Raw genomic sequence first — 22955 nt, forward strand, 5'->3', positions numbered from 1 at the left:
ATCTCCTGACCCTCCCCCCTGAAAAAGCCCTTCTCACCGGCAGCGGGGCGGCACCATCCTGCCCAGCAGGCTGTGCAGGGCGGGCCGCACCGCCTCGCAGCCGCCCGGCCGGCCCATGGCCTCGAGCAGCCGCGGCGTGATCCCCTCCTCCCACGCGCGCCGCTGCAGTCCGGGATCCTGGCCCAGCGCGTACAGTCGCAGCAGCCGCACCAGCGGGCCGAGCCGCCGCGGCTCCGCCTGCGCCCCCTGCAACTGCCGCGCGATCCAGGGCAGATCCCCGGCCCCCGGCCGCGGCGGGCCTGCGCCGCCGCCTCCCCCCGCCGCGGCGCGGCGCGAGGCGAGGTCCGCCGCGCGCTCCAGCAGCCGGGCGGCGCGGGCGAGGGCCTGCGGGTCGTCGGCGAAGGCCTCGGCGAGCGCCCGCACGGCGCCGTACCCCAGCCGGCCGAAGATGTCCAGAAACTCCGCCGGCCCGACGGCATCCGCCCGCACGCCGGCCACGAGCAGCGCCTGCAGCGCCTCCGCCACGCCCGGCTCCCCGCCTCCCTCGAGCCGGCGCAGCAGCCCCCACCGTGCCCGCCAGTCGAGGGCCGGGTCCCGCGCCCGCGCCAGCAGCCAGGCGTCGCGCACCGGCGCCGGTGTCATGCGCGCGACCAGGCTCCAGGGAGGCGGGTCCTCCTCGGCGCGCCGCAGCGCGTCCGCGAGGCGTCCCCCATCGGCAGCGGGCGCCTCCTCCCGGGTCAGCTCCCGCACGAGGCCCTCCCCCGCCGCCTCGAGCAGGGCACGGGCGGCGCCGGCCTCCAGCCGGCACCGCGCCGCCAGCGCCTGCCGCAGCGCCCGGTCCCCGGCCCGGTGGAGCACCACCGCGGCGAGGCGGGGCCGCGCCGCCGGGTCCGCGCACAGCGCCGCGGCGGAGGCCCTGCGCAGCGCGCCCGCCAGGTCCGGGTCGGCGTCGCCGCGTCCGAGGCGCGCCTCCAGCCGGGCGCCGAACCCCGCCGGCACCGCACCCACGGCGGCCAGGGCCATGGCGGCCTGCCCGCGCACCCGGGGGTCCGGGTCCTCGGTGGCGGCGAGGAGTGCCTCGGCGGTGGCGGGCTCGCGCGCCGGGATCGCGACGAACCAGGCCGCGGCCTCGCCGCGCAGGGCGGCATCGGGATCGGCGAGCAGGGTCCGCACCCGGGGCTCGGTGGCGGCGCCGAAGCGTTCCAGAAAGGCGCGGGCGCGGGCGCGGTCGGCGGCCGCGCGCGCTGCCTCCTCCGGCAGGTAGGCGCGGGAGAGCAGGTCCTGCGCCCACTCGCCGGCGCGCCGGGCCGTGCGCAGGGCCTCGATGCGAAGACGCGGCGCCGCGGTCCCGGCCGCGAGCGCGAGCAGCGTCCCGGGCAGGGCCTCGGGCAGGCCCTCGACGAGCGCCGAGGGCACCGGCGTCTCGAACGCCGCGAGCAGCGCCAGCACCTCCTCCCGCCCCGGTCCCGCGCGGAGCCGGGAGAGTAGCCGCTGCCAGGTGAACACCTCGTCCCGGCTCGCCAGCAGCCCCTGCCAGGCCTGCGCCCGGACCCACAGCTCGGGGTCGTGCTCGGCGGCCCGGCGCAGGGCCGCGCGCACCTGGCGGTCGGCGGGGCGGGCGAGCAGGTACCGGGCTAGGGCCCGTGCCGCCTCGGCGCGCGCCGCCCGGTCGCCGCCGGCGAGGGCCTGAAGGGAGCGCCTCGGGTCCGTCGCCGGCGCCTCCCCGCCCGTCCCGGGGGCCTGGCGGAGCAGATCCCGCGCCGCCGCCGCCACGCGGGCGTCGGGATCGGCGGCGAGCCGCTCGAGGCGCCCCCGCGCCTGCGGGTCGAGGTCGCGCCCGGCCAGCGCGCGCAGGGCGTCGGCGCGGATCGCGCCCGCATCCGCCCAGCGCGCAAGCTCCGGCGGCACGGACAGGTTCCGGCGCTCGGCGAGGTAAAGCAGCGCCTGCGTCCCCGCCCGCCCGGGCAGCCGCGAGAAGAGCTCCGGCAGGCGGTAGAGGTCGTTGCCGGCGGCCTGGACGAGGGCCTCCAGGTCGGCCGGGGCGAGGGGCGGCAGCGGGCTGGCGGCGGGCAGCGCCGACAGGCGCTCGAGGACCGCGGCGGCGCGCCCGGGACCGCCCCGGGCGAGCGCCAGCAGGCGGCCGAGCGCCTGCGCGAAGGCCTCCGGGTCGTGGAACAGCAGCGCCGGGCCGAGCTCCAGGGGCAGCGGGGCGTAGTCCGCCCACGCCTCGGGCCGGCGTGCCAGGCAGGCGAGCGGAAGCTCCAGGAACACGCGCCGCGCCAGGGCCGGCTCCTCGATGGCCACGGCCTCGGCGACGGGCGCCAGGGCCGCCGTGAGGGCGGCCACCACGGCGCCGTCGCCCGGGCAGGCGGCGAGCCGCTGCGCGGCCAGCCCGGCGATCTCCGACTCCCGCCCGAAGCAGCAGCCGCGCTCCAGCGCCCCGCCGAGGCGCAGGGCGGTCTCCCGCACGGCCCCGGGCTCCTGCGCCGAGGCGAGGGCGGCCACCGGGTCCGCGGCCCCGCGGGCCGCGCCGGCCAGGATCAGCAGGACGAGCCCGCCGAGGCGAGCGGGACGCATGGCCCGCCCTCAGCGGGATGCGGCCCCGGGCCGCTCCAGGATCACCTCCACCCGGCGGTTGCGGGCCCGGTGCGCGTCCGAGTCGTTGGGCACCGCGGGCCGCGTCTCGCCGAAGCCGCGCGCCACCAGGCGCCCCGGCTCGACCCCGCGGCGCGCCAGCGCGAGCGCCACCACGTGGGCGCGCAGCTCCGAGAGCACGCGATTGAACTGCTCCGGGCCCACGTCGTCCGTGTGCCCCTCCACGCGCACCGTGCCCTTGCGCAGCGCCGCGAGCCGCGCCAGCTTGTCCAGCACGGGCCGGGCCTCGGGCCGGAGCGCCCAGCGGCCGAAGTCGAACAGGATGGCCTCCGACAGGGTCACCTTGAGGCCCTCGGGGGTCTCCTCGGCGCCGAGGTCGCGGATCAGGTCGCGCTCGGCCTCGGGGGCGGCCTCCCGCGTGCGGTAGCCCGCGATGCGGATGTCCCGCACCAGCACCGGCGCCTCGGCGAAGGGCTGGGGGGCATCCACCAGGCGGCGGAAGAAGAGCGTGAGTACCTGGGGCGGCGCCGCCGGCGCGAAGGGCTTGTGGCCGACGCGCGCGCCGTCCACGAAGAAGCGGATCTGGCCCCGGCGCACCTGGACCGCGATGCGGTGGTCGCGCCCGGGCTCGATCGCCCGGCGGAAGTCCCAGCGCCCGTCCAGATTCCCCCGGGGGGCGTCCTTGGCCCCGAACAGGGACGCCTCGCCCACGCGGATGACGCCGGCGACGAGCTGCGCGTCGTCGGCCGCGTGGGCCTGGCCCTCCTGCAGCCGGGCGAGGACCTCCGCCGGGTGGAGGGCGAAGCGCAGCAGCGGCCGGCCGGGCGTGAAGCTGCGTACCGTGAACTCCAGCGAGAACGCCTCGGGCAGCGGCCCCGGCAGCGCCAGGTAGAGGGTGGTGCCGTGCTCCAGCGGCCGGATCCAGATGCGGTCGGCGAGGCGCGCGCACTCGTAGGCGCCGCGGGCGATGCGGAGCTCCGGCAGGAACTCGCCCACCGGGCAGCGTGGGAGATCGCTCTCGTAGATGACCTCGTCGCCGGGCTCGAAGCGGTAGCGCTCGCCCCCGCCCTCGATCGCCGCCCCGGCCTGCGCCGCGGCGAGGCCGAGGGCGAGGGCTGCGCCGGCCAGGCCGAGACACCGTCCGTCGCGCATGCCATGCCCCTCCTCTGCGGTGATCGCGACACGCCCCTATGTATGGCGCCGGGTGGCGGGCGGGACAAGGGGGGCGGCGTTCAGGCCGGGGCGGCGCGTGCGGCGAGGAATGCGGCGAGGGCGCGCCCGGTGTGGGTCGGCCGGCGGGCCACCGCCTCCGGCGGGCCCTCGGCGACGACCCGCCCGCCGGCCTCGCCCCCCTCGGGGCCGAGATCGATGACCCAGTCGGCCTCGGCGACGACGTCCAGGTTGTGCTCGATGACGAGCACCGTGTGGCCTGCGTCCACCAGCCGGTGCAGCACGCGCGTGAGCTTCTCCACGTCCGCCATGTGCAGGCCCACGGTGGGCTCGTCCAGGAGGTAGAGGGTCGGCTTCGGGGCCCCCATCCGGCGCGGGTCGGGGCGGACGCGCGCAAGCTCCGCCACCAGCTTGATGCGCTGGGCCTCGCCCCCGGACAGGGTGGGGCTCGGCTGGCCCAGGGTGAGGTAGCCGAGGCCCACGTCGCAGAGCAGGCGCAGGGGGTGGTGGATGCGCGGGTGGGCGGCGAAGAAGGCGGCCGCCTCCTCGGCGCTCATCGCCAGCACCTCGGCGATGCTGCGCCCGCCCCAGCGGGCCTCCAGGGTCTCGCGGCCGAAGCGGGCGCCGCCGCAGAGCTCGCAGGGGACCTCCACGTCGGGCAGGAAGGCCATCTCGACGGTCTTCACCCCCTGCCCCTGGCAGGCCTCGCAGCGGCCGCCGGCGACGTTGAAGGAGAAGCGCCCCGGGCGCCACCCCCGCATCCGCGCCTCGGCGGTCTGGGCGAAGAGGCGGCGGATCTCGTCGAAGACGCCCACGTAGGTGGCGGGACAGGAGCGGGGCGTGCGGCCGATGGGGGCCTGGTCCACCTCGAGGACGCGGCCGAGGGCCTGGTGCCCGGCGATGGCTGCGCAGCCCGTGAGCCGCCGCGGGCGGCGGCCGCGGCCGAGGAGCCGGGCGAGGTTGGCGCGGAGGACGTCGTGGACGAGGGTGCTCTTGCCGGAGCCGGAGACGCCGGTGACGCAGACCAGCCGGCCCAGGGGGATGCGCAGGTCGATCCCCTTGAGGTTGTGGGCGCAGGCCCCGCGCACCGCGAGCCAGGCGTCGTCCTGCGGCGGCGGGCGGCGCGCGAGTCCGGGCAGCGGGTGGCGCAGGGGCTCGGCGAGCAGCCGCCCCGTCACCGATTCCGGCGCCGCGCACACCGCCGCGAGATCGCCCTCGGCGACGACCCGGCCGCCGTGGGCCCCGGCCCCGGGACCGAGGTCGATGAGGTGGTCCGCGGCGCGGATGGTCTCCTCGTCGTGCTCCACCACCAGCACCGTGTTGCCCTTGTCGCGCAGGCGGCGCAGGGTCGCGAGGAGGCGGGCGTGGTCGCGCGGGTGCAGGCCGATGGTGGGCTCGTCGAGGACGTAGCAGACCCCGCGCAGGTTCGAGCCGAGCTGGGCCGCGAGGCGGATGCGCTGGGCCTCGCCGCCGGAGAGCGTGGGCGCGCCGCGGTCGAGGCGCAGGTAGCCCAGACCCACCGCGTCGAGGAAGGCCAGGCGGGCCTCGATCTCGGCCAGCAGGTCGCGGGCGATGGCGGCCTCGCGCCCCTTCGGGCGCAGGCGGCGGAACCAGGCCAGCGCCTCGCGCACGGGCAGGGCCGAGACCTCGGCGATGGAGCGGCCGCGGAATCGCACCGCCAGGGCCTCGGGGCGCAGGCGCGCGCCGCCGCAGGCGGGGCAGGGGCGCGCCTCGCCCTCGGAGCGTGCCGCCCACGCGGGGGCCTCGCCGTCGCCCTCCTCGGGCCCGGGCAGATCCGCCCCCGTGCCGTGGCAGGCGGGACACCAGCCGTGGCGGGCGTTGTAGGAAAAGAGCCGCGGGTCGGGCTCGGGGAAGCCGCGGCCGCAGCGGGGGCAGGCGCGGCGGCTGGAGAGCACGGTGGCCGCGCCGGCGGCGCCGGCCTCGATGACGTGGACGACGCCGTTGCCCAGCGCCAGGGCCTGGTCGAGGGCGCGGCGCAGGGCCGGCTCCGCCTCGGGCACCGCCTCCAGCACCGCCAGCGGTAGCTCGATGGTGTGCTCGCGGTAGCGGTCGAGGGCGGGCCAGGGCGCGGTGGGCCGGCGCGCGCCGTCGACGCGCAGCTCCTCGTGCCCGCGCGCCGCGGCCCACTGGGCGAGCTCGCGGTAGACGCCCTTGCGCGCCACCACCAGGGGCGCCAGGAGCTCGATCCGCCGCCCGCGCCAGCGGCGCAGGATGCGTGCGGCGATGGCCTCGGGGGAGAGGGCCTCGATGGGGACCTCGCAGTCCGGGCAGTGCTGGGTGCCGAGGCGCACGTAGAGCAGGCGCAGGAAGTGGTGGATCTCGGTCTGGGTGCCCACGGTGCTCCTGCGCCCGCCGCGACTGGTGCGCTGCTCGATCGCCACGGTGGGGGGGATGCCGAGCACGGCGTCGACGTCGGCGCGGGCGGCGGGCTGCACGAACTGGCGCGCGTAGGCGTTGAGCGACTCGAGGTAGCGGCGCTGGCCCTCGGCGAAGAGGATGTCGAAGGCGAGGGTGCTCTTGCCGGAGCCGGAGACGCCGGTGATCACGGTGAGGCGGTCCCGGGGCACCGTCACCGAGACATCCTGCAGGTTGTGCTCGCGCGCGTGCAGCACCTCGATGGCGGCCGGCGCCGTCCGCCGGCGCCGCGGCCGCGGCGCGGGGACCTGGGCCGCGCCCCCCTGGAGATGGGCGCGCAGGGCCCGGCCGGTGTGGCTTGCGGCACAGGCGGCCACCGTCTCCACGGTGCCGGCGACCACGATCTCGCCCCCCGCCTCGCCGCCCTCCGGGCCCAGGTCCACGATCCAGTCGGCGGCGGCGACCAGGTCGAGGTTGTGCTCGATGACGAGCAGCGAGTGACCGGCGTCGAGCAGGCGCTGGAAGGCGCGCAGCAGGACCTCGACGTCGGCCGGATGCAGGCCGGTGGTGGGCTCGTCGAAGAGGAAGAGGAGGCGGCGCCCGCGCGGGGCGGCGGCGAGGTGGCCCGCGAGCTTGAGGCGCTGGGCCTCGCCGCCGGAGAGGGCGGGCAGCGGCTGGCCGAGGCGCAGGTAGCCGAGCCCCACCGCCTGCAGCCGCTCGAGGCGACCGAGCACCGCGGCGTCGTCGGCGAAGAAGGCGGCCGCCTCGTCCACCGTCATCTCCAGCACGTCGGCCACCGTCGCCGGGGCGAGGTCCGAGCCGCGGGGCGGCGCCAGCGCCACCTCCAGCACCTCGCTGCGGTAGCGGCGCCCGTCGCACTCGGGGCAGCGCAGGTAGACGTCGGCGAGGAACTGCATCTCCACGTGCTCGAAGCCGGAGCCGCCGCAGGCCGGGCAGCGCCCGCCGCCGGCGTTGAAGCTGAAGGTGCCGGCGGTGTAGCCGCGGCTGCGCGCCAGGGGCTCGGCGGCGAAGCGGCGGCGGATGGCGTCCCAGGCGCCGACGTAGCTCGCCGGACAGCCGCGGGCGGTGCGGCCGAGGGGCGACTGGTCCACGAGGACGACGCCGTCGAGGTGCTCGTGCCCGATGAGCGCGCGGTACCGCCCCGGCGCCTCGCCGCCCTCGCCGAGGGCGCGGCGCAGCGCCGGGTACAGGACCTCGGTCACGAGCGTGCTCTTGCCCGAGCCCGAGACCCCGGTGAGGCAGGTCAGCCGCTCCAGGGGCAGGCGCAGGTCGATGCCCTTGAGGTTGTGCTGGGCCGCGCCCAGCAGCGCCAGCCAGCGCGTCCCGGCGTCGGGCGGGCGGCGCGTGCGGGCGGCCCAGGCGCGGCTTCGCCCCGAGAGGTAGCGTCCCGTGACCGACGCGGGGTGGCGGGCGAGCTCGGCGGGCGGGGCGAAGGCCACCACCCGCCCGCCCCGCTCGCCGGGGCCGGGGCCGAGGTCGAGGACGCGGTCGGCGGCGGCCATCACCTGCGGGTCGTGCTCCACCACCACGAGGGTGTTGCCGGCGTCGCGCAGGCGGCGCAGGACCCCGAGCAGCCGCGCGGTGTCGCGCGGATGCAGGCCGACGGTGGGCTCGTCGAGGACGAAGAGGGTGTTGACCAGGGAGGCGCCGAGGGCCGTGGTGAGGTTGATGCGCTGCACCTCGCCGCCGGAGAGGGTGCGCGACTGGCGGTCCAGCGTGAGGTAGCCGAGGCCCACCTCCTCGAGATAGGCCAGCCGCGTGCGGATGTGCTCGAGCAGGAGGCCGGCGGCCTCGTCCAGCGGCCGCGGCAGGCGCAGGGCCTCGAAGAAGGCGCGGGCGCGGGCGATGGGCAGGGTCGCGAGCTCGTGCAGGTGGAGGCCGGGCAGGGCCCGGTAGGCCTCGGGGTCGAGGTCGTGCCCGCGCGGCGGGCGGCGCGCACCGGAGGGCAGGACGCGCGCCGCGCCGTCGGCGTCGCCGAGGCGCCAGGCCAGCGCCTCCGGGGTGAGCCGTGCGCCCTCGCAGGCGGGGCAGGCGGTGTAGCTGCGGTAGCGGGAGAGGAGGACCCGCACGTGCATCCGGTAGGCCTTGCCCTCCAGCCACTGGAAGAACCCGCGCACGCCGTACCAGCCGCCCTCCTCGCCGTCGCCTTCGATCACCCAGCGCCGCTCGGCCTCGGTGAGCTCGGCCCAGGGCACGTCGAGGCGGATGCCGCGGCGGCGCGCGTGCCGCACCAGGTCGCGCTGGCACTCGGACGAGACCCTGCCCTGGAAGGCGCGGACGGCGCCCTCGGCCAGCGTCTTCGTGGGATCCGGGATCACCAGGTCCCAGTCGATGCCGATGACGCGGCCGAAACCGCGGCAGACGGGACAGGCGCCCACCGGCGAGTTGAAGGAGAACAGCCCCGGCGTGGGGTCGCGGTAGCGGCGGTCGCAGTCGGGACAGTGCAGCGCGGTGGAGAAGCGCAGCGGCGCCCCCGCGGGGGTGCGCCCGTCGAGGCGGTGGACGTGGACCCGGCCGTGGCCGTGGCCGAGGGCCGCCTCCACCGCCTCGGCGAGCCGCGCCCGCGCCGCCTCGTCCACGCGCAGCCGGTCCTGCACCACCTCGAGCCCGTCGCCCGTCTCCAGGGTCCGGATCCAGCCGGCGCGCGCGAGGAAGCCGCGCACCTCCTCCGCCGACAGCGTCTGTGGCACCTGCACCGGGAAGGTCACCGCCACCCGCTCGCCGCCGACGCGTCCGAGCACCGCCGCCACCACCGAGTCCACGGTGTCGCGCCGGACCTCGCGTCCGCAGCCGGTGCAGAACAGCCGGGCCGCGCGCGCGTAGAGGAGCTTGAGATGGTCGGCGAGCTCGGTCATGGTGCCCACCGTCGAGCGCGAGGTGCGCACCGGGTTGGTCTGGTCGATGGCGATCGCCGGCGGGATGCCCTCGATGGCCTCGGCCCGCGGCCGGTCCATGCGCTCGAGGAACTGCCGCGCGTAGGGGGAGAAGGTCTCCACGTAGCGCCGCTGGCCCTCGGCGTAGAGGGTGTCGAAGGCGAGCGAGGACTTGCCCGAGCCCGAGACCCCGGTGACCACGATCAGCTCCCCCAGCGGCAGCTCGAGGTCGAGGCCCTGGAGGTTGTTCTGGCGGGCGCCGCGGATGCGGATCACGGCGTCGACCCCCGCGGCCGCGCTGCGCGCGTCCGAATCCGTTCCCGACGGATTCGTGACGCGGGCCGTCCCTGGCCCGCGCCCTGCGGGCGCGCTGCGCGCGTCCGAATCCGTTCCCGACGGATTCGTCACGGCGGGTCGGCGACGGCGCGCAGCACCGTCATCGGGCGGGCCGCGAGCAGCCGCGCCAGCCCGGCTCGATCGGGGGCGAAGAGCGAGCCCGCGAAGCCGAGGCCGTTGACGGAGACCCCGGCGTAGCGCTCGCGGCTGCGCGGCACCAGCAGCATCCACTCGCGGGTCAGGAGGAGGTTGTAGGGCCGCCCCTGGCGTTCGCCGTCCGCGGCCGCGCGCACGCCGACGCCGGCGGCCTCCAGCAGCGCGCGGTAGAGGGCGTGCAGGACGCCGGCCGCGGCGGCCGGCGCCTCGGGCAGCGCCGGCAGGCGCGCGAAGGCGTGGCGGAAGGGCAGCCCCGGCACGCGCTCGCCGCGGGCCTCGGCCGCCAGCGCGGCGAGAGGGAGGTCCTCGCCTGCGCCCAGCGGGTAGGGGGCGAGCTGCAGGTGCTTGTGGGGCTGGCTCGCGCCCGCCTCGACACCGCCGTTGTAGAAGCCGAGCCCGGGGATCTCCGCCATGCAGCGCCAGAGCGCCTCGAGGTCCCCGGGGCGGAGGAGGCGCTCCTGGTGCTCGAAGCCGCGGGTGACGAGGAGCAGATGCCCGGGCAGCACCGGGAACTTGTTGAGGACGATCACGTGGTCGGGCGGCACCGAGGCCACGGTGAGGGGCGGCTCGGGGGGCAGGAAGGGGTCGTCCCGGGGCGGCCCCGACCAGTCCGGCCGCGGCTTGGCGGCGAGGGCGGGCAGGTGGCGGACGACGAAGCGCATGCCGCCGTCGCGGACCGTGACCGCCTCGGTGGGGATGGGCCGCAGGGCCCCCGCGGCCAGGGCCGCGCGCACCTGCGACGCGGCCAGCGCGGCCAGGGTCCCGGGGGCGAAGGGGGGCGGTGCGGGCGGCATCGCGGCGGTCTCAGGGCGCGGCGAAGCGGGCGGCGAGCCGTGCGGCATAGGGTCCCCGGCGCAGCCTCGCGGCGCGGGTCTCGTCGAGCCGGATCAGCAGGCACTGCAGCCGGCGCGACAGCGCCGCGCGCTCCTCGACGGTGCGGATCTCGCGCCGCAGCGCCGCCTCCGGCGGCAGGAAGCCGGCGTTGCGCAGGATGCGGTAGGCGACGCGCAGGTGCTCGGGGACATGGCGGTCGTCGTCCAGCACCAGCGGCCGGCCGGCCCCCGGCAGGCCGTCGAAGGCCCCCTGCGCCATGGCCTCCCGGATGCGGGCCTCGGCGATCTGGTCGATGAGCCACATGGGCCGGCCTTGTGCCAGAATCGGACCGCCATCGTCAACCATGGGCCGGCGCATGCAGGGGCCGCAGGAAGGCGGCATCGGCCCCGCCCGGCGCTGCGGCTGGTCTATGCTCGGGGCATGCGCGGGGAGCTGCCGTGAACCTGTTCCGCTCGCCCTTCAAGGCGCGCCTGCCCACCCCGGAGGAGGCCCTGCCGGGGCGGGCCGAGCCGATGCCGGTGCCCGGGCGCCACGCGGTGCTGGGCACGCCGCTGGTGCCGCCGTGGCCCGAGGGCATGGAGACGGCGGTCTTCGGCATGGGCTGCTTCTGGGGCGCGGAGCAGCGCTTCTGGCGCCTCGGCGAGGGCATCCACACCACCGCCGTGGGCTATGCCGGGGGTCTGACCCCCAATCCCACCTACGAGGAGGTGTGCAGCGGCCGCACCGGGCACGCCGAGGTGGTGCTGGTGGTGCACGACCCCCGCCGCATCCCCTACGAGGCCCTGCTGGAGGTCTTCTGGGACGGCCACGACCCCACCCAGGGGATGCGTCAGGGGGTGGACGTGGGCACGCAGTACCGCTCCATCATCCTCTGGACGACGCCGGCCCAGGAGGCGGCGGCCAGGGCGTCGCTGGCCCGCCGCCGGGCGGCGCTGGAGGCGGCGGGCGTGCGCCGGCGCATCACCACCGAGATCCGCCCCCTGGAGGCCTTCTACTACGCCGAGCCGGCGCACCAGCAGTACCTGGCGCGCGGGGGGTGGTGAGCAGGCCTTCCCCGGCCTCCCTGCCCCGGGGTCCCCGTGAGGCCGGCCCTGCCGGGCGCCGGGGCGGCGGGCATGCCCCGTTGATGGCGCCATAACGGATGGATTGCGGCGGCCGAGGGACCGGCCCGGTATACTGCGCGGCCGCTTCGGGACTGGATCCGCGGGAGGTAGACCGATGCAGCACGGGACCACGCTGACGCAGTTCATCATCGAGGAGCAGCGCCGCCACGCGGCCGGCGCCAGCGGCGACTTCTCGCTGCTGCTCAACGACCTCGCCACCGCCTGCAAGACCATCGCCCACGCCGTGCGCCGCGGCGAGCTCGCCGGGGTGCTGGGCTCGGCGGGGACGGCCAACGTCCAGGGCGAGACCCAGAAGAAGCTCGACGTCATCGCCAACGAGGTGGTGATCGGCTCCATGGAATGGACCGGGCACCTGGCGGCCATGGCCTCGGAGGAGATGGAGGACATCCTGCCGGTGCCGGCGGCGTATCCGCGGGGCAAGTATCTGCTGCTGTTCGATCCCCTGGACGGTTCCTCCAACATCGACGTCAACGTCTCGGTGGGCACCATCTTCTCGGTCCTGCGCAGCCCCGACCCGGGGCGGGAGCCGCGCCTGGAGGACTTCCTGCAGCCGGGCACGCGCCAGGTCTGCGCCGGCTACGCCCTCTACGGCCCGGCCACCATGCTGGTGCTGAGCACCGGCCACGGGGTGCACGGCTTCACCCTCGACCCGGGGATCGGCGAGTTCATCCTCACCCACCGGGACATCCGCATCCCCGAGCGGACCGCGGAGTTCGCCATCAACGCAGCCAACCAGCGCTTCTGGGAGCCGCCGGTGCAGCGCTACGTGGCCGACTGCCTCGCCGGCGAGGAGGGGCCGCTGGGGAAGCGCTACAACATGCGCTGGATCGCCTCCATGGTGGCCGAGGTGCACCGCATCCTCATGCGCGGGGGCGTCTTCCTCTACCCGCGCGACCGCCGCGAGTCCGTCCGCTCGGGCAAGCTGCGCCTGATGTACGAGGCCAATCCCATGGGCTTCCTGGTGGAGCAGGCGGGCGGCCGCGCCATCACCGGCGAGGAGCGCATCCTCGAGATCCAGCCGCAGGGGCTCCACCAGCGGGTGCCGGTGATCCTCGGCTCGCGCGAGGAGGTGGACCGCATCGAGGCCTACCACCGGCGCGAGGCCGCCTGAGGCGCTATCCTCTGCGGGCATGGACGCCCGCGACCCCGATCCCCGCGAGGTCCTCGACTTCTGGTTCGACGCGCGCGTGCGCGGGCAGTGGTTCCGCGCCACGCCGGCCCTCGACGCCGAGATCCGCGACCGCTTCGAGGGCCTGTGGCGCCGCGCCGCGGGCGGGGGGCTGGCCGCCTGGGAGGCCACCGCCGAGGGTGCGCTGGCGCTGGTGATCGTCCTCGACCAGTTCCCCCTCAACATGTTCCGCGGCCGCCCCGAGGCCTTCTCCACCGAGGCGCTGGCGCGCGAGGTCGCCGCCCGGGCCATCGCCCGCGGTCTCGACGCGGCGCTGGACGATGCCGGGCGGGCCTTCCTCTACCTCCCCTTCATGCACAGCGAGGATCTGCGCGACCAGGACCGCGCGGTGGCCCTCTTCGCCGCCGCGGGCCTCGAGGACAACCTGCGCTGGGCGCGCCACCACCGCGAGATCGTGCGCCGCTTCGGTCGCTTCCCCCACCGCAACGCCGTCCTCGGGCGGCCCTCGACGCCGGAGGAGGAGGCCTGGCTCGCCTCGCCCGAGGCCTTCCGCGGCTGAGCCGGTAAGGGCTGGGGCGGGTGCGCGGTCTGCTGGCGGGAGGGGGCGATGTCCGCCCCGACGGAGGAAGCCCGCACCCATGACCCGATCCCGCCTGCTCGTCCTCGCCGTCCTCGCGCTCCTCGTGGCGGCCTTCTTCGCCCTCGACCTCGACCGCCACCTCAGCCTCGAGGCCCTGCGGGGGCGGCAGGAGGCGCTGCAGGCGCTGGTGGCCACGCACCCCTTCGCCAGCGCCGCCGTCTACTTCGGGATCTACGTCCTGGTCACCGCGCTGTCGCTGCCGGGGGCGGCGGTGATGACCCTGGCCGGCGGCGCCGTCTTCGGCCTCGTCTGGGGCACGGTGCTCGTCTCCTTCGCCTCCACCGTGGGGGCGACCCTCGCCTTCCTCGTCGCCCGGTTCCTCTTGCGCGAGGCGGTCCAGCGCCGCTTCGGCGACCGCCTCGCCGCGGTCAACGCCGGGATCGAGCGCGACGGCGCCTTCTACCTCTTCTCCCTGCGCCTGGTGCCGGCCTTCCCCTTCTTCGTCATCAACCTGCTCATGGCCCTCACCCCCATCCGCGCCCGCACCTTCTACTGGGCGAGCCAGCTCGGGATGCTCCCGGGCACCGTGGTCTACGTCAACGCCGGCACCCAGCTCGCGGGCCTGCGCTCGCCGGGCGACATCCTCTCGCCCGGGCTCCTCCTCTCCTTCACCGCGCTGGCGCTCTTTCCCCTCGCCGCGCGCTGGGCCCTGCGCGCCCTGCGCCGCGGCGGGGCCGTCCCCTCCTGAGCGGGCTCAGGCGGCGCGCTGCCGGCCGAACCACTCCCGCGCCGCGATCCCGCCGACGATGAGCGCGAGCCCCACCGGCGTCGAGGGGTAGATCGGCTCGCCCACCACGAGGTGGATCAGGATCAGCGACAGGAAGGGGCTGAGGTAGATGAGCCCGCTCACCTGGGCGGTGGTGCGGGCGTGGCGCAGGGCCTGGAGCCAGAGCACGAAGGTGAGCCCCATCTCGAACAGCCCCACGTAGACGGCACCGGCGAGGCCGGCGGGCGACGGCGGGCGCAGCGCCCCGGCGGCGAGGACGACGAGGGTGACCCAGAGGGTGCCGAAGGCGAAGTTCCAGAACAGGCGCTCCACCGGGTCGGCCTCGTCGCGCAGGTTGGCGAGCCAGTAGGCGGCCCAGATGACGGTGGAGCCCAGGGCCAGGCCCACGCCCAGGGGGTCGGTGATGCGCATCGCGGCGAGCTCGCCGCGGGTGGAGATCACGGCGACGCCGGCGAGGCTCACGGCGAGCGCCGCCACTTCGCCCGCGCGCACGCGCTGGCGCAGCACCAGGGCCGAGAGCAGCACCAGCACGATGGGCCAGCCGTAGTTGAGGGGCTGGGCCTCCTGGGCCGGCAGGCGGTCGTAGGCCTCGAACAGGACCAGATAGTAGGCGAGCGGGTTGAGGAGGCCGAGCGCCGCCGAGCGGGCGAGCCGCCGCCCCCGCCAGCGCAGCGCCGCCGCGAGCCGCCCGCGCCGGGCCAGCACCAGGGCCACGGCCGCGGTGGAGGCGGCGGAGGCGTACCAGAGCATCTCCAGCGGCGAGAGACGGGCCAGGGTCAGCTTGAAGGCGGAGGCCACCGTCGACCAGGCGGCGACGGCGCCGGCGGCGTAGAGGTAGGCCTTGCGATGCGGGTGCATGTGCGGGTCTTGTCGTGGCTGGCGCACGCCGGCGCCGCGGACCATGCTATAGCAGCCGGGGAGCGCGCGCACGGAGGAGGAGGATCATGCACGTCACCATCGTCCACGTCCGGGTCCGGCCGGAGCACGTCGACGACTTCATCGAGGCCACCCGCGCCAACCACGAGGCCTCGGTGCGCGAGCCGGGCAACCTGCGCTTCGACGTCCTCCAGTCCGCCGAGGATCCGACCCGCTTCGTCCTCTACGAGGCCTACCGCAGCGCCGAGGACGCCGCCGCCCACAAGGAGACCGCGCACTACCGGCGCTGGCGCGACGCGGTGGCGGGGTGGATGGCCGAGCCGCGGCGCGGCGAGCCCTACCGCGGCCTCTTCCCCGGGGCCGGGGGATGACGCCCTTCGACCTCGGGCGCCTGCCCCGCATCCGCTTCGGCCCCGGCCGCATCGAGGCGCTGCCGCAGGTGCTCGCGGGCCACGGCCGCCGCGTGCTCCTGGTCACCGGGGCGCGCTCCTTCGTGGAGGGGCCGCGTTGGGCCTGGCTGACCGCGGCGCTGGAGGGCGCGGGCATGGCCTGGCGCCACCTCGCCGTCGCCGGCGAGCCCTCGCCGGAGCTGGTGGATGCGGCGGTGCGCCGCCACGCCGGGGACGGCATCGAGGTGGTGGCGGGGATCGGCGGCGGCAGCGCCCTCGACGCCGCCAAGGCCGTCGCCGGGCTGCTGCGGGTGCAGCGGCCGGTGACCGACTTCCTGGAGGGGGTCGGTCCCGAGCACCCCTACCCGGGCCCGGCGCTGCCCTTCGTCGCCGTGCCCACCACCGCCGGCACCGGCAGCGAGGCCACCCGCAACGCCGTTCTCAGCGTGGTCGGGCCGCAGGGCTACAAGAAGTCCTTCCGCGACGAGGCCCTGGTGGCCCGCGACGCCATCGTCGACCCGGACCTGCTGGCGACGTGCCCGCCGGAGGTGATCGCCGCCAACGGCATGGACGCCCTGACCCAGCTGCTGGAGTCCTTCACCTCGCTGCGCGCCCACCCGGTCGCGGCGGCGCTGGCGCGCGACGGTCTTGCCGCGGTGCGGGACGGGCTGCTGCCCTGGCACCGCGCGGCGCGCGAGGGGCGCGACGCCCCCGAGGCCCGTGCCCGCATGGCCTACGCCGCGCTGCTCTCGGGGATCTGCCTCGCCCACACGGGCCTCGGCGCCGTCCACGGCCTGGCCTCGCCGCTGGGCGCCTTCCATCCGGTGCCCCACGGCGTCGCCTGCGGCACGGTGGTGGCGGCGGCGACGCGCGCCAACCTCGCCGCCCTGCACGCGCGGGCCCCCGACAGCCCCGCCCTCGCCCTCTACGCAGAGGCGGCGCGCATCCTCTGCGGGCGGGACTTCGCCGGCGACACCGCCGCCCACGAGGCGCTGGTGGCCCTGCTGGATGCGTGGCGGGAGGCGCTGGCGCTGCCCGGCCTCGGCCGCTACGGCGTCGGTGCCGCCGACATCCCCCGCATCGTCGCCCACGCCCGCGGCAGCAGCATGCGCACCAATCCGGTGGTGCTCACGGACGAGGAGCTCGCGGCGATCCTCGAGGCCTGCCTGTGACCGGGGCGGGCCGCGGGCGCTGACGACGCAGGCCGCACCGGCGTCCGCGGCAAAATCCACACGATCCATGCGTCTGTACGGAAAACATGGACACGTCCATCGAGATGTCGTGCTATGTTTCCGGTGGTGGCGGCTTCCTAGCGGGGGGAGAGGGCGTCCGTGGAGGCGGATCCGTTGGCACGGGGGGACGGGCGGCGCGGCGCCGAGGCGGCGCCGGTGCTGGCGCCCGCCGTCGCGGCGGAGCTTCGCCGGCGCGGTGTCGCCCACCGCATGGTGGCGCGGGGCTGGGGGGTGTCGGTGGAGGGGCTCGTGCGCGCAGGGCGGATCCCCGCCGGGCGCGCGGCCCGCGCGGTGCTGCTGGGCAGCCGCCAGGGGCCCGTCATCGCCCTCCTGCCGTGGGATCATCTCGTAGACTTCCGGGTCCTCGAGGCCGAGCTGGGCGGCGCCGTCGCCCCCCTCCCGCCGCGCGCCGTGCGCCACCTCTTTCCCGACTGCGACGCCGGCTGCATCCCGCCCGTGGGACGGCCCTACGGGCTGCCCACGGTGGTGGAGCCGGCGCTGCTCGAGCGGCGCGAGGTGGTCCTCGAGGGGGGGCGGCGGCATGCGCTGTTCGCGATCCGCGGCCGCGACCTGTGGCGGCTGGCCGCGAAGGGGCGCGCCCTGCGCTTCACCTGCGCCCCCGAGCGGCTGGCGCTCGTCGTGGCGGCGGAGGTGGAGACCGCCGCGGGGGGCGGTGCGGCGCTGCGCGCGCTCTGCCCCCGGCGTGACCCGGGCGCGCTGGAGGGGCTGCCCGAGCGCCTGCCCGCCCCGGACGCCTTCGCCGCCCGCCTGCTGGAACTGCCGGCGGTGCGCGCCGACCGCGCCGCCGCCCTGGCCGACGTGGTGGGCGCCGATCCCGTGCTCGCGGTCCAGCTGGTGCGCTGGGCGCGCCTGCCGCTGCGACCCGCGGCGGGTCCGGTGCGCAGCCTCCGGGAGGCGGTGGGGCGCGTCCTGGGCTTCGGCCTCGCCTTCGAGCTGGCGCGGGCGATGCGGATCCTGCGGGTCTTCCGGGGGCCGAGGCTCGGCGGCCTCGGGCGCGAGGCCGTGGTGCGCGGGGCGGTCTATACGGCGGCCCTGTGCGAGGCCCTGGCCCCGCTCGTGCCGCCCAAGGCGCGGCCGGCGCGGGGGGCGGCGGTGGCCGCCGGGCTGCTGCACAAGGCGGGGGTGCTCGCCTGGGGCGAGCTGCTGCGCCCGGAGTACCTGCTCATGGAGCGGGTGCTGGAGCTGCGACCGGATCTCGCCCTGCCGGTGGTGGAGCGAAGAGTCCTCTCGGCGACCCTGGGCGCGGGCTGGACCCGCCTTGCCCATGCCCCGCTGGGTGCGGCCCTGGCCGAGCGCTGGGGGCTGTCGCCGGAGGCGACGCGGGCGGTGCGCGAGCATCACAACGAGCTCTGCCGCGGGGCGGATGCGGGCGCGGCCAACCTCGTGCTGGCGGCCGCCCACGCCCTGCGCCAGGCCGGGATCGGTCACGCCACCCCGAGCCGTGACCCGCCGCGGGAGGTGCTCGCCGCCCTCGGGCTCGGCTGGCCGCAGGTGCTGGCGCAGACGCGGCGGGTCCTCGCCGCGGCCGCGGCCCTCGACCGCATCGCCCGCGCCCTCGCCGCCTGAGGGCGGCGGGCGCTGGAGGCGGGCGCCGCCCTGTGCCATGCTGGGGTCGAGGAGGACCGATCCGTGGCCACCGTGCTCGTCACCGGCGCCAGCCGCGGCCTCGGCCTGGAATGGGTGCGCCAGTATGCGGCCGAGGGCGCCCGCGTCCATGCCTGCTGCAGGCGCCCGGCGGAGGCCGCCGCGCTCGCGGAGCTGGCCGCCCGGCGGCCCGAGGTGCGCGTCCATCGCATGGACGTCACCCGCGCCGACGAGGTGGCGGCGGTGGCGGCCGAGCTCGGCGGCGAGCCCCTCGACCTGCTGGTGCTCAACGCCGGCATCTATCTCGAGAAGTACGGCGAGGCGCGCCTCGGCGCCCTGCGCTACGACGACTGGCGCTTGACCCTCGAGGTCAACCTGCTGGGCGCGGCGCGGGTGCTGGAGGCCTTCCGCGGGCACCTCGAGGCGGCGCGGCGCGCCGTGGTGGTGGCGGTGAGCAGCCACATGGGCGCCATCGCCGACATCGGCCAGGCGGGCGACACCTACTATCGCTCCAGCAAGGCCGCCCTCAACGCCGCCATGCGGGGGTTCGCCCACGAGCTGGCGCCGCGCGGGATCGGGCTGCTGCTCCTCCACCCGGGCTGGGTGCGCACGCGCATGGGCGGTGCCGCGGCGCCGCTCACCGCGGCCGAGAGCGTGCGCGCCATGCGCGCCCTGGTGGCCCGGTTCGAGCCCGCCATGAGCGGGCGCTTCTTCCGCTGCGACGGCGAGGCGCTCCCGTGGTGACGGGGGGCAAGGGGCGGGGCGCGGCGGCCAACCCGCCGCCGCGCTACGCGGCCTGGCAGCGCCACCCCTGGGACGACGGCTGGGGCGGCGGACCGGAGCCGCCGCCGCCCACCGAGCTGCGCCCGGAGCGGGCGCGCGGCGCCATCGCCCGCAACGACTCGCCGGATCTCCCCTTCGACCGCTCCGTCAACCCCTACGCCGGCTGCGAGCACGGCTGCATCTACTGCTACGCCCGGCCAACCCACGCCCGCCACGGCCTCTCTCCGGGCCTCGACTTCGAGACCCGCATCCTCTACAAGGCGGGGCTCGCCGAGGCGCTGCGCCGCGAGCTCGCCGCGCCCGGCTACCGCTGCGCGCCGGTGGCGCTCGGCGCCAACACCGACCCCTACCAGCCGGTGGAGCGCCGCCTCGGGATCACGCGGGCGGTGCTGGAGGTCCTCGCCGCGCACCACCATCCGGTGATGGTGACCACCAAGTCGGCCTTGGTGGAGCGCGACCTCGACCTCCTCGCGCCCATGGCCGGGCGCGGCCTGGCGCAGGTGGCGCTGTCGCTGGCGACGCTGGACGCGGATCTGGCACGGCGCCTGGAGCCGCGCGCGGCGAGCCCGCGGCGGCGGCTGCAGGCGATGGCGCGGCTCGCTGCCGCCGGCGTCCCCGTGGGGGTGCTGGTGGCGCCGGTGATCCCCGCCCTCACCGACCACGAGATCGAGCGCGTGCTGGCGGCGGCGCGCGAGGCCGGCGCCGCCTTCGCCGGCTACGTGCTGCTGCGCCTGCCGGGGGAGGTGGCGGCGCTGTTCGAGGACTGGCTCGCCCGCCACCGGCCCGCCGCCGCGCGGCACGTGTTGTCGCAGCTGCGCGCCTGCCGCGGCGGCGGGCTCACGGACGGGCGCTTCGGCGCGCGCATGACCGGGCAGGGCGAGCGCGCGCGCCTCATCGGGCGGCGCTTCGAGCTCGCCGCGCGCCGCCTCGGCTACGGCGCGCCGCCGTCCCTCGACTGCAGCCGCTTCCGCCCGCCGGGCGGACGGCAGCTCGCCCTCTTCGAGGGCGGATCCGCAGGCGGGGCCGGACTATAATCGCAGCCTCCCGCCGCACGAGGACCCGCCGCATGCCGAAGAGCAAGCCCCATCCGGACCTGCGCCACCTGACCCCGACCGAGGCCTGGCGGATGCTGCAGGAGAATCCCCGCGCGGTGCTCATCGACGTGCGCACCACCGCCGAGTACCTCTTCGTGGGGCACCCCAAGGGGGCGATCCACATCCCGTGGATGGACGAGCCGGACTGGGCGCCGCACCCGGAGGAGTTCGTGCGCAAGGTGCGCGAGGTGCTGCTCGGTGGCATCGCCTGCGACGACGAGGGCGGGTGCGCGCCGGTGATCCTCATCTGCCGCAGCGGCAAGCGCTCGGTGCAGGCCGGGCGGGCGCTGCTGGAGGCGGGGGTGCGCGAGGTCTACAACGTCCTCGACGGCTTCGAGGGCGAGCTGGACGAGAACCACCACCGCAGCACCCTGGGCGGATGGCGCTTCGAGGGGCTGCCCTGGGAGCAGTGCTGAGCGATGGCCCGTGAGCCCCTCCTGGAGCGGCTGCGCCGGCGGGTCCTGCTCGCCGACGGCGGCACCGGCACCTTCATCCAGGGCCGCGCATGGGACGTGGAGCGGGACTTCCTCGGCCACGAGAACTGCTCCGAGATCCTCAACCGCACGCGGCCGGACTTCGTCGCCGGGCTGCACCGCGCCTACCTCGAGGCCGGCGCCGACTGCATCGAGACCAACACCTTCGGCGCCAACCACGTGGTTCTCGGCGAGTTCGGCCTCGCCGGCGAGACCCGCGCCCTCAACCGCGAGGCCGCGGCCATCGCCCGCGCCGAGGCCGACCGTCTCTCGACCCCGGACTGGCCGCGCTACGTGCTGGGCTCCATGGGCCCGGGGACGCGCCTGCCGAGCCTCGGCCAGATCGACTACGACGCCCTCGAGGCCTCGTACCGCGAGCAGGCCCTGGGGCTCGTCGAGGGCGGCGTCGACGCCCTCCTGCTGGAGACCCACCAGGACCTGCTCACGGTCAAGGCGGCCATCAACGGCGCCCGCGCGGCGCGCGTCGAGCTCGGGCGCGAGGCGGTCCCGATCCTCGTCTCGGTCACGGTGGAGGCCACCGGGACCCTGCTCGTGGGCAGCGACATCGGCGCCGCCCTGGTCAGCATCGCCGCCATGGGAGTGGACGGGATCGGCCTCAACTGCGCCACCGGCCCGGCGGAGATGGCCGAGCACGTGCGCTTCCTCTGCGCGCGCTGGCCCGGGCCCGTCTCGGTGATGCCCAACGCGGGGCTGCCGATCCTGGTCGAGGGCGAGACCCGCTATCCGCTCACGCCCGAGGAGCTCGCCCTGTGGCAGGGGCGCTTCGTGGAGGAGGACGGCGTCAACCTCATCGGTGGCTGCTGCGGCACCACGCCCGAGCACATCGCCCGCCTGCGCGCCATGCTCGACGCGCGCTCCGACCCGGCCCCGCGGCCGCGCCGGGTCGAGCCGGAGCCGGCGGTGGCCTCCCTCTACACCGCGGTGCCGCTGCGGCAGGAGAACGCCGTCTTCGCCATCGGCGAGCGCTGCAACGCCAACGGCTCGAAGCGGTTCCGCGAGCTGCTCGCGGCCGAGGACTGGGACGGCCTGGTGGGGATCGCGCGCGAGCAGGAGCGCGAGGGCTCCCACGCCCTCGACGTCTGCGTCGCCTACGTCGGCCGCGACGAGGCCCGCGACATGGCCGAGCTGGTCTCGCGCCTGCGCGCCCAGGTGACGGTGCCGCTGGTGCTGGACTCCACCGATCCGGCGGTGCTGGAGACGGCGCTCAAGCTCCTCGGCGGCAAGTCGGTGATCAACTCCATCAACTTCGAGGACGGCGAGGACCGCCCCGCCGAGATCCTGCGCCTGGCGCGCCGCTTCGGCGCCGCGGTGATCGCCCTCACCATCGACGAGGCCGGCATGGCCAAGTCGGTGGAGGACAAGCTGCGCATCGCCGAGCGGCTCCACGCCTTCGCCGTGGACCGCCACGGCCTGCCCGAGGAGGACCTCTTCTTCGATCCCCTCACCTTCACCATCTGCACCGGGATGGAGGACGACCGCGAGCACGCCGTCCACACCCTGGAGGCCATCGAGCGGCTCGCCGAGCGCTTCCCCCGCTGCCAGATCCTGCTCGGGCTGTCCAACGTCTCCTTCGGCCTGAGACCGGCGGCGCGCCACGTCCTCAACTCCGTCTTCCTCCACCACGCCCAGCAGCGGGGGATGACCGCGGCCATCATCCACGTCTCCAAGATCGCGCCGCTGCACCGCATCCCGGAGGCGCTGCGCGAGGCCGCCGAGGACCTGATCTTCAACCGCTGGCGCGACGGCGCCGATCCCCTCGGGCGCTTCATCGCGCTCTTCGAGGAGGCGCAGGAGGAGGAGCAGGCGCAGCGGGCGGCGCCGGCGAGCGTGGAGGAGCGGTTGCGCCGGCGCATCGTGGACGGCGACCGCCGCGGCCTCGAGGACGACCTCGAGGAGGCGCTCCAGCGCCACGACCCGGTGCAGATCATCAACGAGATCCTCCTCGACGGCATGCGCGAGGTGGGCGAGCTCTTCGGCGCCGGGCGCATGCAGCTGCCCTTCGTGCTCCAGTCGGCCGAGACCATGAAGGCGGCGGTGCGCTACCTCGAGCCGCGCATGCCGCGGGTGGAGGGCGCGCAGAAGGGCACCCTGGTGCTGGCCACGGTCAAGGGCGACGTCCACGACATCGGCAAGAACCTCGTGGACATCATCCTCACCAACAACGGCTACAAGGTGGTGAACCTCGGCATCAAGAAGCCGATCCAAGAGATCATCGAGGCCGCCGAGCGCCACCGCGCCGACGCCGTCGGCATGTCGGGGCTGCTGGTCAAGTCCACCGTGATCATGAAGGAGAACCTCGAGGAGATGCGCCGGCGCGGGCTCGACATCCCGGTGCTCCTCGGCGGTGCGGCGCTGACGCGCCGCTACGTCGAGGAGGACTGCCGCCGCGCCTATACGCGCCCGGACCGCGTCCACTACGCCAAGGACGCCTTCGCGGGCCTGCGCCTGATGGAGCGGATCTGTGCCGAGCGGCGCGCGGAGGGCTGAGGATGGCCCGGGGC

At 76.5% G+C, this 22955-nt stretch carries 17 protein-coding genes; 11 read left to right on the forward strand and 6 right to left on the reverse strand.

Annotated elements, in window-relative coordinates; translation table 11 throughout:
• Positions 1-33: 33 nt before the first annotated feature.
• The 5 genes from EDC57_RS01655 to EDC57_RS01675 all read right to left on the reverse strand — a co-directional run bounded on the left by EDC57_RS01655 (position 34) and on the right by EDC57_RS01675 (position 10664).
• A complete protein-coding gene (locus EDC57_RS01655; RefSeq protein ID WP_123399604.1) occupies positions 34-2577 on the reverse strand; it encodes a hypothetical protein in 2544 nt (847 codons plus the stop codon).
• A 9-nt stretch (positions 2578-2586) separates the two neighbouring features.
• Positions 2587-3747, reverse strand: coding sequence for an OmpA family protein (locus tag EDC57_RS13250; RefSeq protein ID WP_123399606.1), 1161 nt, complete (start codon positions 3745-3747; stop codon positions 2587-2589).
• 80 nt (positions 3748-3827) lie between these two features.
• Entirely contained in the window at positions 3828-9311 is a 5484-nt protein-coding gene (uvrA, locus tag EDC57_RS01665) for an excinuclease ABC subunit UvrA (protein WP_123399608.1), read from the reverse strand.
• Positions 9312-9439: 128 nt separating this feature from the next.
• Positions 9440-10321, reverse strand: a complete 882-nt coding sequence (locus tag EDC57_RS01670; RefSeq protein ID WP_170165007.1) for an ATP adenylyltransferase family protein — start codon at positions 10319-10321, stop codon at positions 9440-9442.
• Positions 10322-10331: 10 nt separating this feature from the next.
• Positions 10332-10664, reverse strand: a complete 333-nt coding sequence (locus EDC57_RS01675) for a DnaJ family domain-containing protein (protein WP_123399612.1) — start codon at positions 10662-10664, stop codon at positions 10332-10334.
• Between the two features lie 209 nt (positions 10665-10873).
• On the opposite strand from EDC57_RS01675, the gene msrA reads away from it, so the two are divergent.
• The 4 genes from msrA to EDC57_RS01695 all read left to right on the forward strand — a co-directional run bounded on the left by msrA (position 10874) and on the right by EDC57_RS01695 (position 13942).
• Positions 10874-11404, forward strand: a complete 531-nt coding sequence (msrA, locus tag EDC57_RS01680; protein WP_245995142.1) for a peptide-methionine (S)-S-oxide reductase MsrA — start codon at positions 10874-10876, stop codon at positions 11402-11404.
• A 175-nt stretch (positions 11405-11579) separates the two neighbouring features.
• Entirely contained in the window at positions 11580-12596 is a 1017-nt protein-coding gene (locus EDC57_RS01685; protein WP_123399615.1) for a class 1 fructose-bisphosphatase, read from the forward strand.
• Positions 12597-12615: 19 nt separating this feature from the next.
• A complete protein-coding gene (locus tag EDC57_RS01690) occupies positions 12616-13173 on the forward strand; it encodes a DUF924 family protein (protein ID WP_123399617.1) in 558 nt (185 codons plus the stop codon).
• Between the two features lie 79 nt (positions 13174-13252).
• The gene (locus tag EDC57_RS01695; protein ID WP_123399619.1) at positions 13253-13942 is read left to right on the forward strand and encodes a TVP38/TMEM64 family protein; all 690 of its coding nucleotides are present in this window, start codon (positions 13253-13255) and stop codon (positions 13940-13942) included.
• A 6-nt stretch (positions 13943-13948) separates the two neighbouring features.
• Here the strand turns inward: EDC57_RS01695 and EDC57_RS01700 are convergent, their stop codons facing one another.
• The gene (locus tag EDC57_RS01700; protein WP_123399621.1) at positions 13949-14839 is read right to left on the reverse strand and encodes a DMT family transporter; all 891 of its coding nucleotides are present in this window, start codon (positions 14837-14839) and stop codon (positions 13949-13951) included.
• 86 nt (positions 14840-14925) lie between these two features.
• On the opposite strand from EDC57_RS01700, the gene EDC57_RS01705 reads away from it, so the two are divergent.
• The 7 genes from EDC57_RS01705 to metH all read left to right on the forward strand — a co-directional run bounded on the left by EDC57_RS01705 (position 14926) and on the right by metH (position 22941).
• A complete protein-coding gene (locus tag EDC57_RS01705) occupies positions 14926-15228 on the forward strand; it encodes an antibiotic biosynthesis monooxygenase (RefSeq protein WP_123399623.1) in 303 nt (100 codons plus the stop codon).
• Complete coding sequence (locus tag EDC57_RS01710; RefSeq protein WP_123399625.1) at positions 15225-16418, forward strand: iron-containing alcohol dehydrogenase; 1194 nt, start codon at positions 15225-15227, stop codon at positions 16416-16418. The genes EDC57_RS01705 and EDC57_RS01710 overlap by 4 nt, the downstream gene beginning before the upstream one ends.
• A 159-nt stretch (positions 16419-16577) precedes the next feature.
• Positions 16578-18065, forward strand: a complete 1488-nt coding sequence (locus tag EDC57_RS01715; protein ID WP_123399627.1) for an HDOD domain-containing protein — start codon at positions 16578-16580, stop codon at positions 18063-18065.
• 63 nt (positions 18066-18128) lie between these two features.
• Positions 18129-18827: an SDR family NAD(P)-dependent oxidoreductase gene (locus EDC57_RS01720; RefSeq protein ID WP_211331852.1), complete on the forward strand. Its 699-nt coding sequence runs from the start codon at positions 18129-18131 to the stop codon at positions 18825-18827.
• Positions 18800-19900 carry a PA0069 family radical SAM protein gene (locus EDC57_RS01725; protein ID WP_425454789.1) on the forward strand — a complete coding sequence of 367 codons (1101 nt, stop codon included), beginning with the start codon at positions 18800-18802 and terminating at the stop codon, positions 19898-19900. The genes EDC57_RS01720 and EDC57_RS01725 overlap by 28 nt, the downstream gene beginning before the upstream one ends.
• A 32-nt stretch (positions 19901-19932) precedes the next feature.
• Entirely contained in the window at positions 19933-20376 is a 444-nt protein-coding gene (locus EDC57_RS01730) for a rhodanese-like domain-containing protein (RefSeq protein ID WP_123399632.1), read from the forward strand.
• Between the two features lie 3 nt (positions 20377-20379).
• Positions 20380-22941: a methionine synthase gene (gene metH / locus EDC57_RS01735; RefSeq protein WP_123399634.1), complete on the forward strand. Its 2562-nt coding sequence runs from the start codon at positions 20380-20382 to the stop codon at positions 22939-22941.
• Positions 22942-22955 lie beyond the last annotated feature (14 nt).

Source organism: Inmirania thermothiophila (assembly GCF_003751635.1).
Taxonomy (GTDB): Bacteria; Pseudomonadota; Gammaproteobacteria; order DSM-100275; family DSM-100275; genus Inmirania; species Inmirania thermothiophila.

Excerpts from the sequence above, each read along its gene's own strand:
- EDC57_RS01655 (WP_123399604.1), bottom strand. The coding sequence starts at position 2,577 with ATGCGTCCCGCTCGCCTCGGCGGGCTCGTCCTGCTGATCCTGGCCGGC.
- EDC57_RS13250 (WP_123399606.1), bottom strand. The coding sequence starts at position 3,747 with ATGCGCGACGGACGGTGTCTCGGCCTGGCCGGCGCAGCCCTCGCCCTC.
- EDC57_RS01670 (WP_170165007.1), bottom strand. The coding sequence starts at position 10,321 with ATGCCGCCCGCACCGCCCCCCTTCGCCCCCGGGACCCTGGCCGCGCTG.
- EDC57_RS01675 (WP_123399612.1), bottom strand. The coding sequence starts at position 10,664 with ATGTGGCTCATCGACCAGATCGCCGAGGCCCGCATCCGGGAGGCCATG.
- msrA (WP_245995142.1), top strand. The coding sequence starts at position 10,874 with ATGCCGGTGCCCGGGCGCCACGCGGTGCTGGGCACGCCGCTGGTGCCG.
- EDC57_RS01685 (WP_123399615.1), top strand. The coding sequence starts at position 11,580 with ATGCAGCACGGGACCACGCTGACGCAGTTCATCATCGAGGAGCAGCGC.
- EDC57_RS01690 (WP_123399617.1), top strand. The coding sequence starts at position 12,616 with ATGGACGCCCGCGACCCCGATCCCCGCGAGGTCCTCGACTTCTGGTTC.
- EDC57_RS01695 (WP_123399619.1), top strand. The coding sequence starts at position 13,253 with ATGACCCGATCCCGCCTGCTCGTCCTCGCCGTCCTCGCGCTCCTCGTG.
- EDC57_RS01700 (WP_123399621.1), bottom strand. The coding sequence starts at position 14,839 with ATGCACCCGCATCGCAAGGCCTACCTCTACGCCGCCGGCGCCGTCGCC.
- EDC57_RS01705 (WP_123399623.1), top strand. The coding sequence starts at position 14,926 with ATGCACGTCACCATCGTCCACGTCCGGGTCCGGCCGGAGCACGTCGAC.
- EDC57_RS01710 (WP_123399625.1), top strand. The coding sequence starts at position 15,225 with ATGACGCCCTTCGACCTCGGGCGCCTGCCCCGCATCCGCTTCGGCCCC.
- EDC57_RS01730 (WP_123399632.1), top strand. The coding sequence starts at position 19,933 with ATGCCGAAGAGCAAGCCCCATCCGGACCTGCGCCACCTGACCCCGACC.
- metH (WP_123399634.1), top strand. The coding sequence starts at position 20,380 with ATGGCCCGTGAGCCCCTCCTGGAGCGGCTGCGCCGGCGGGTCCTGCTC.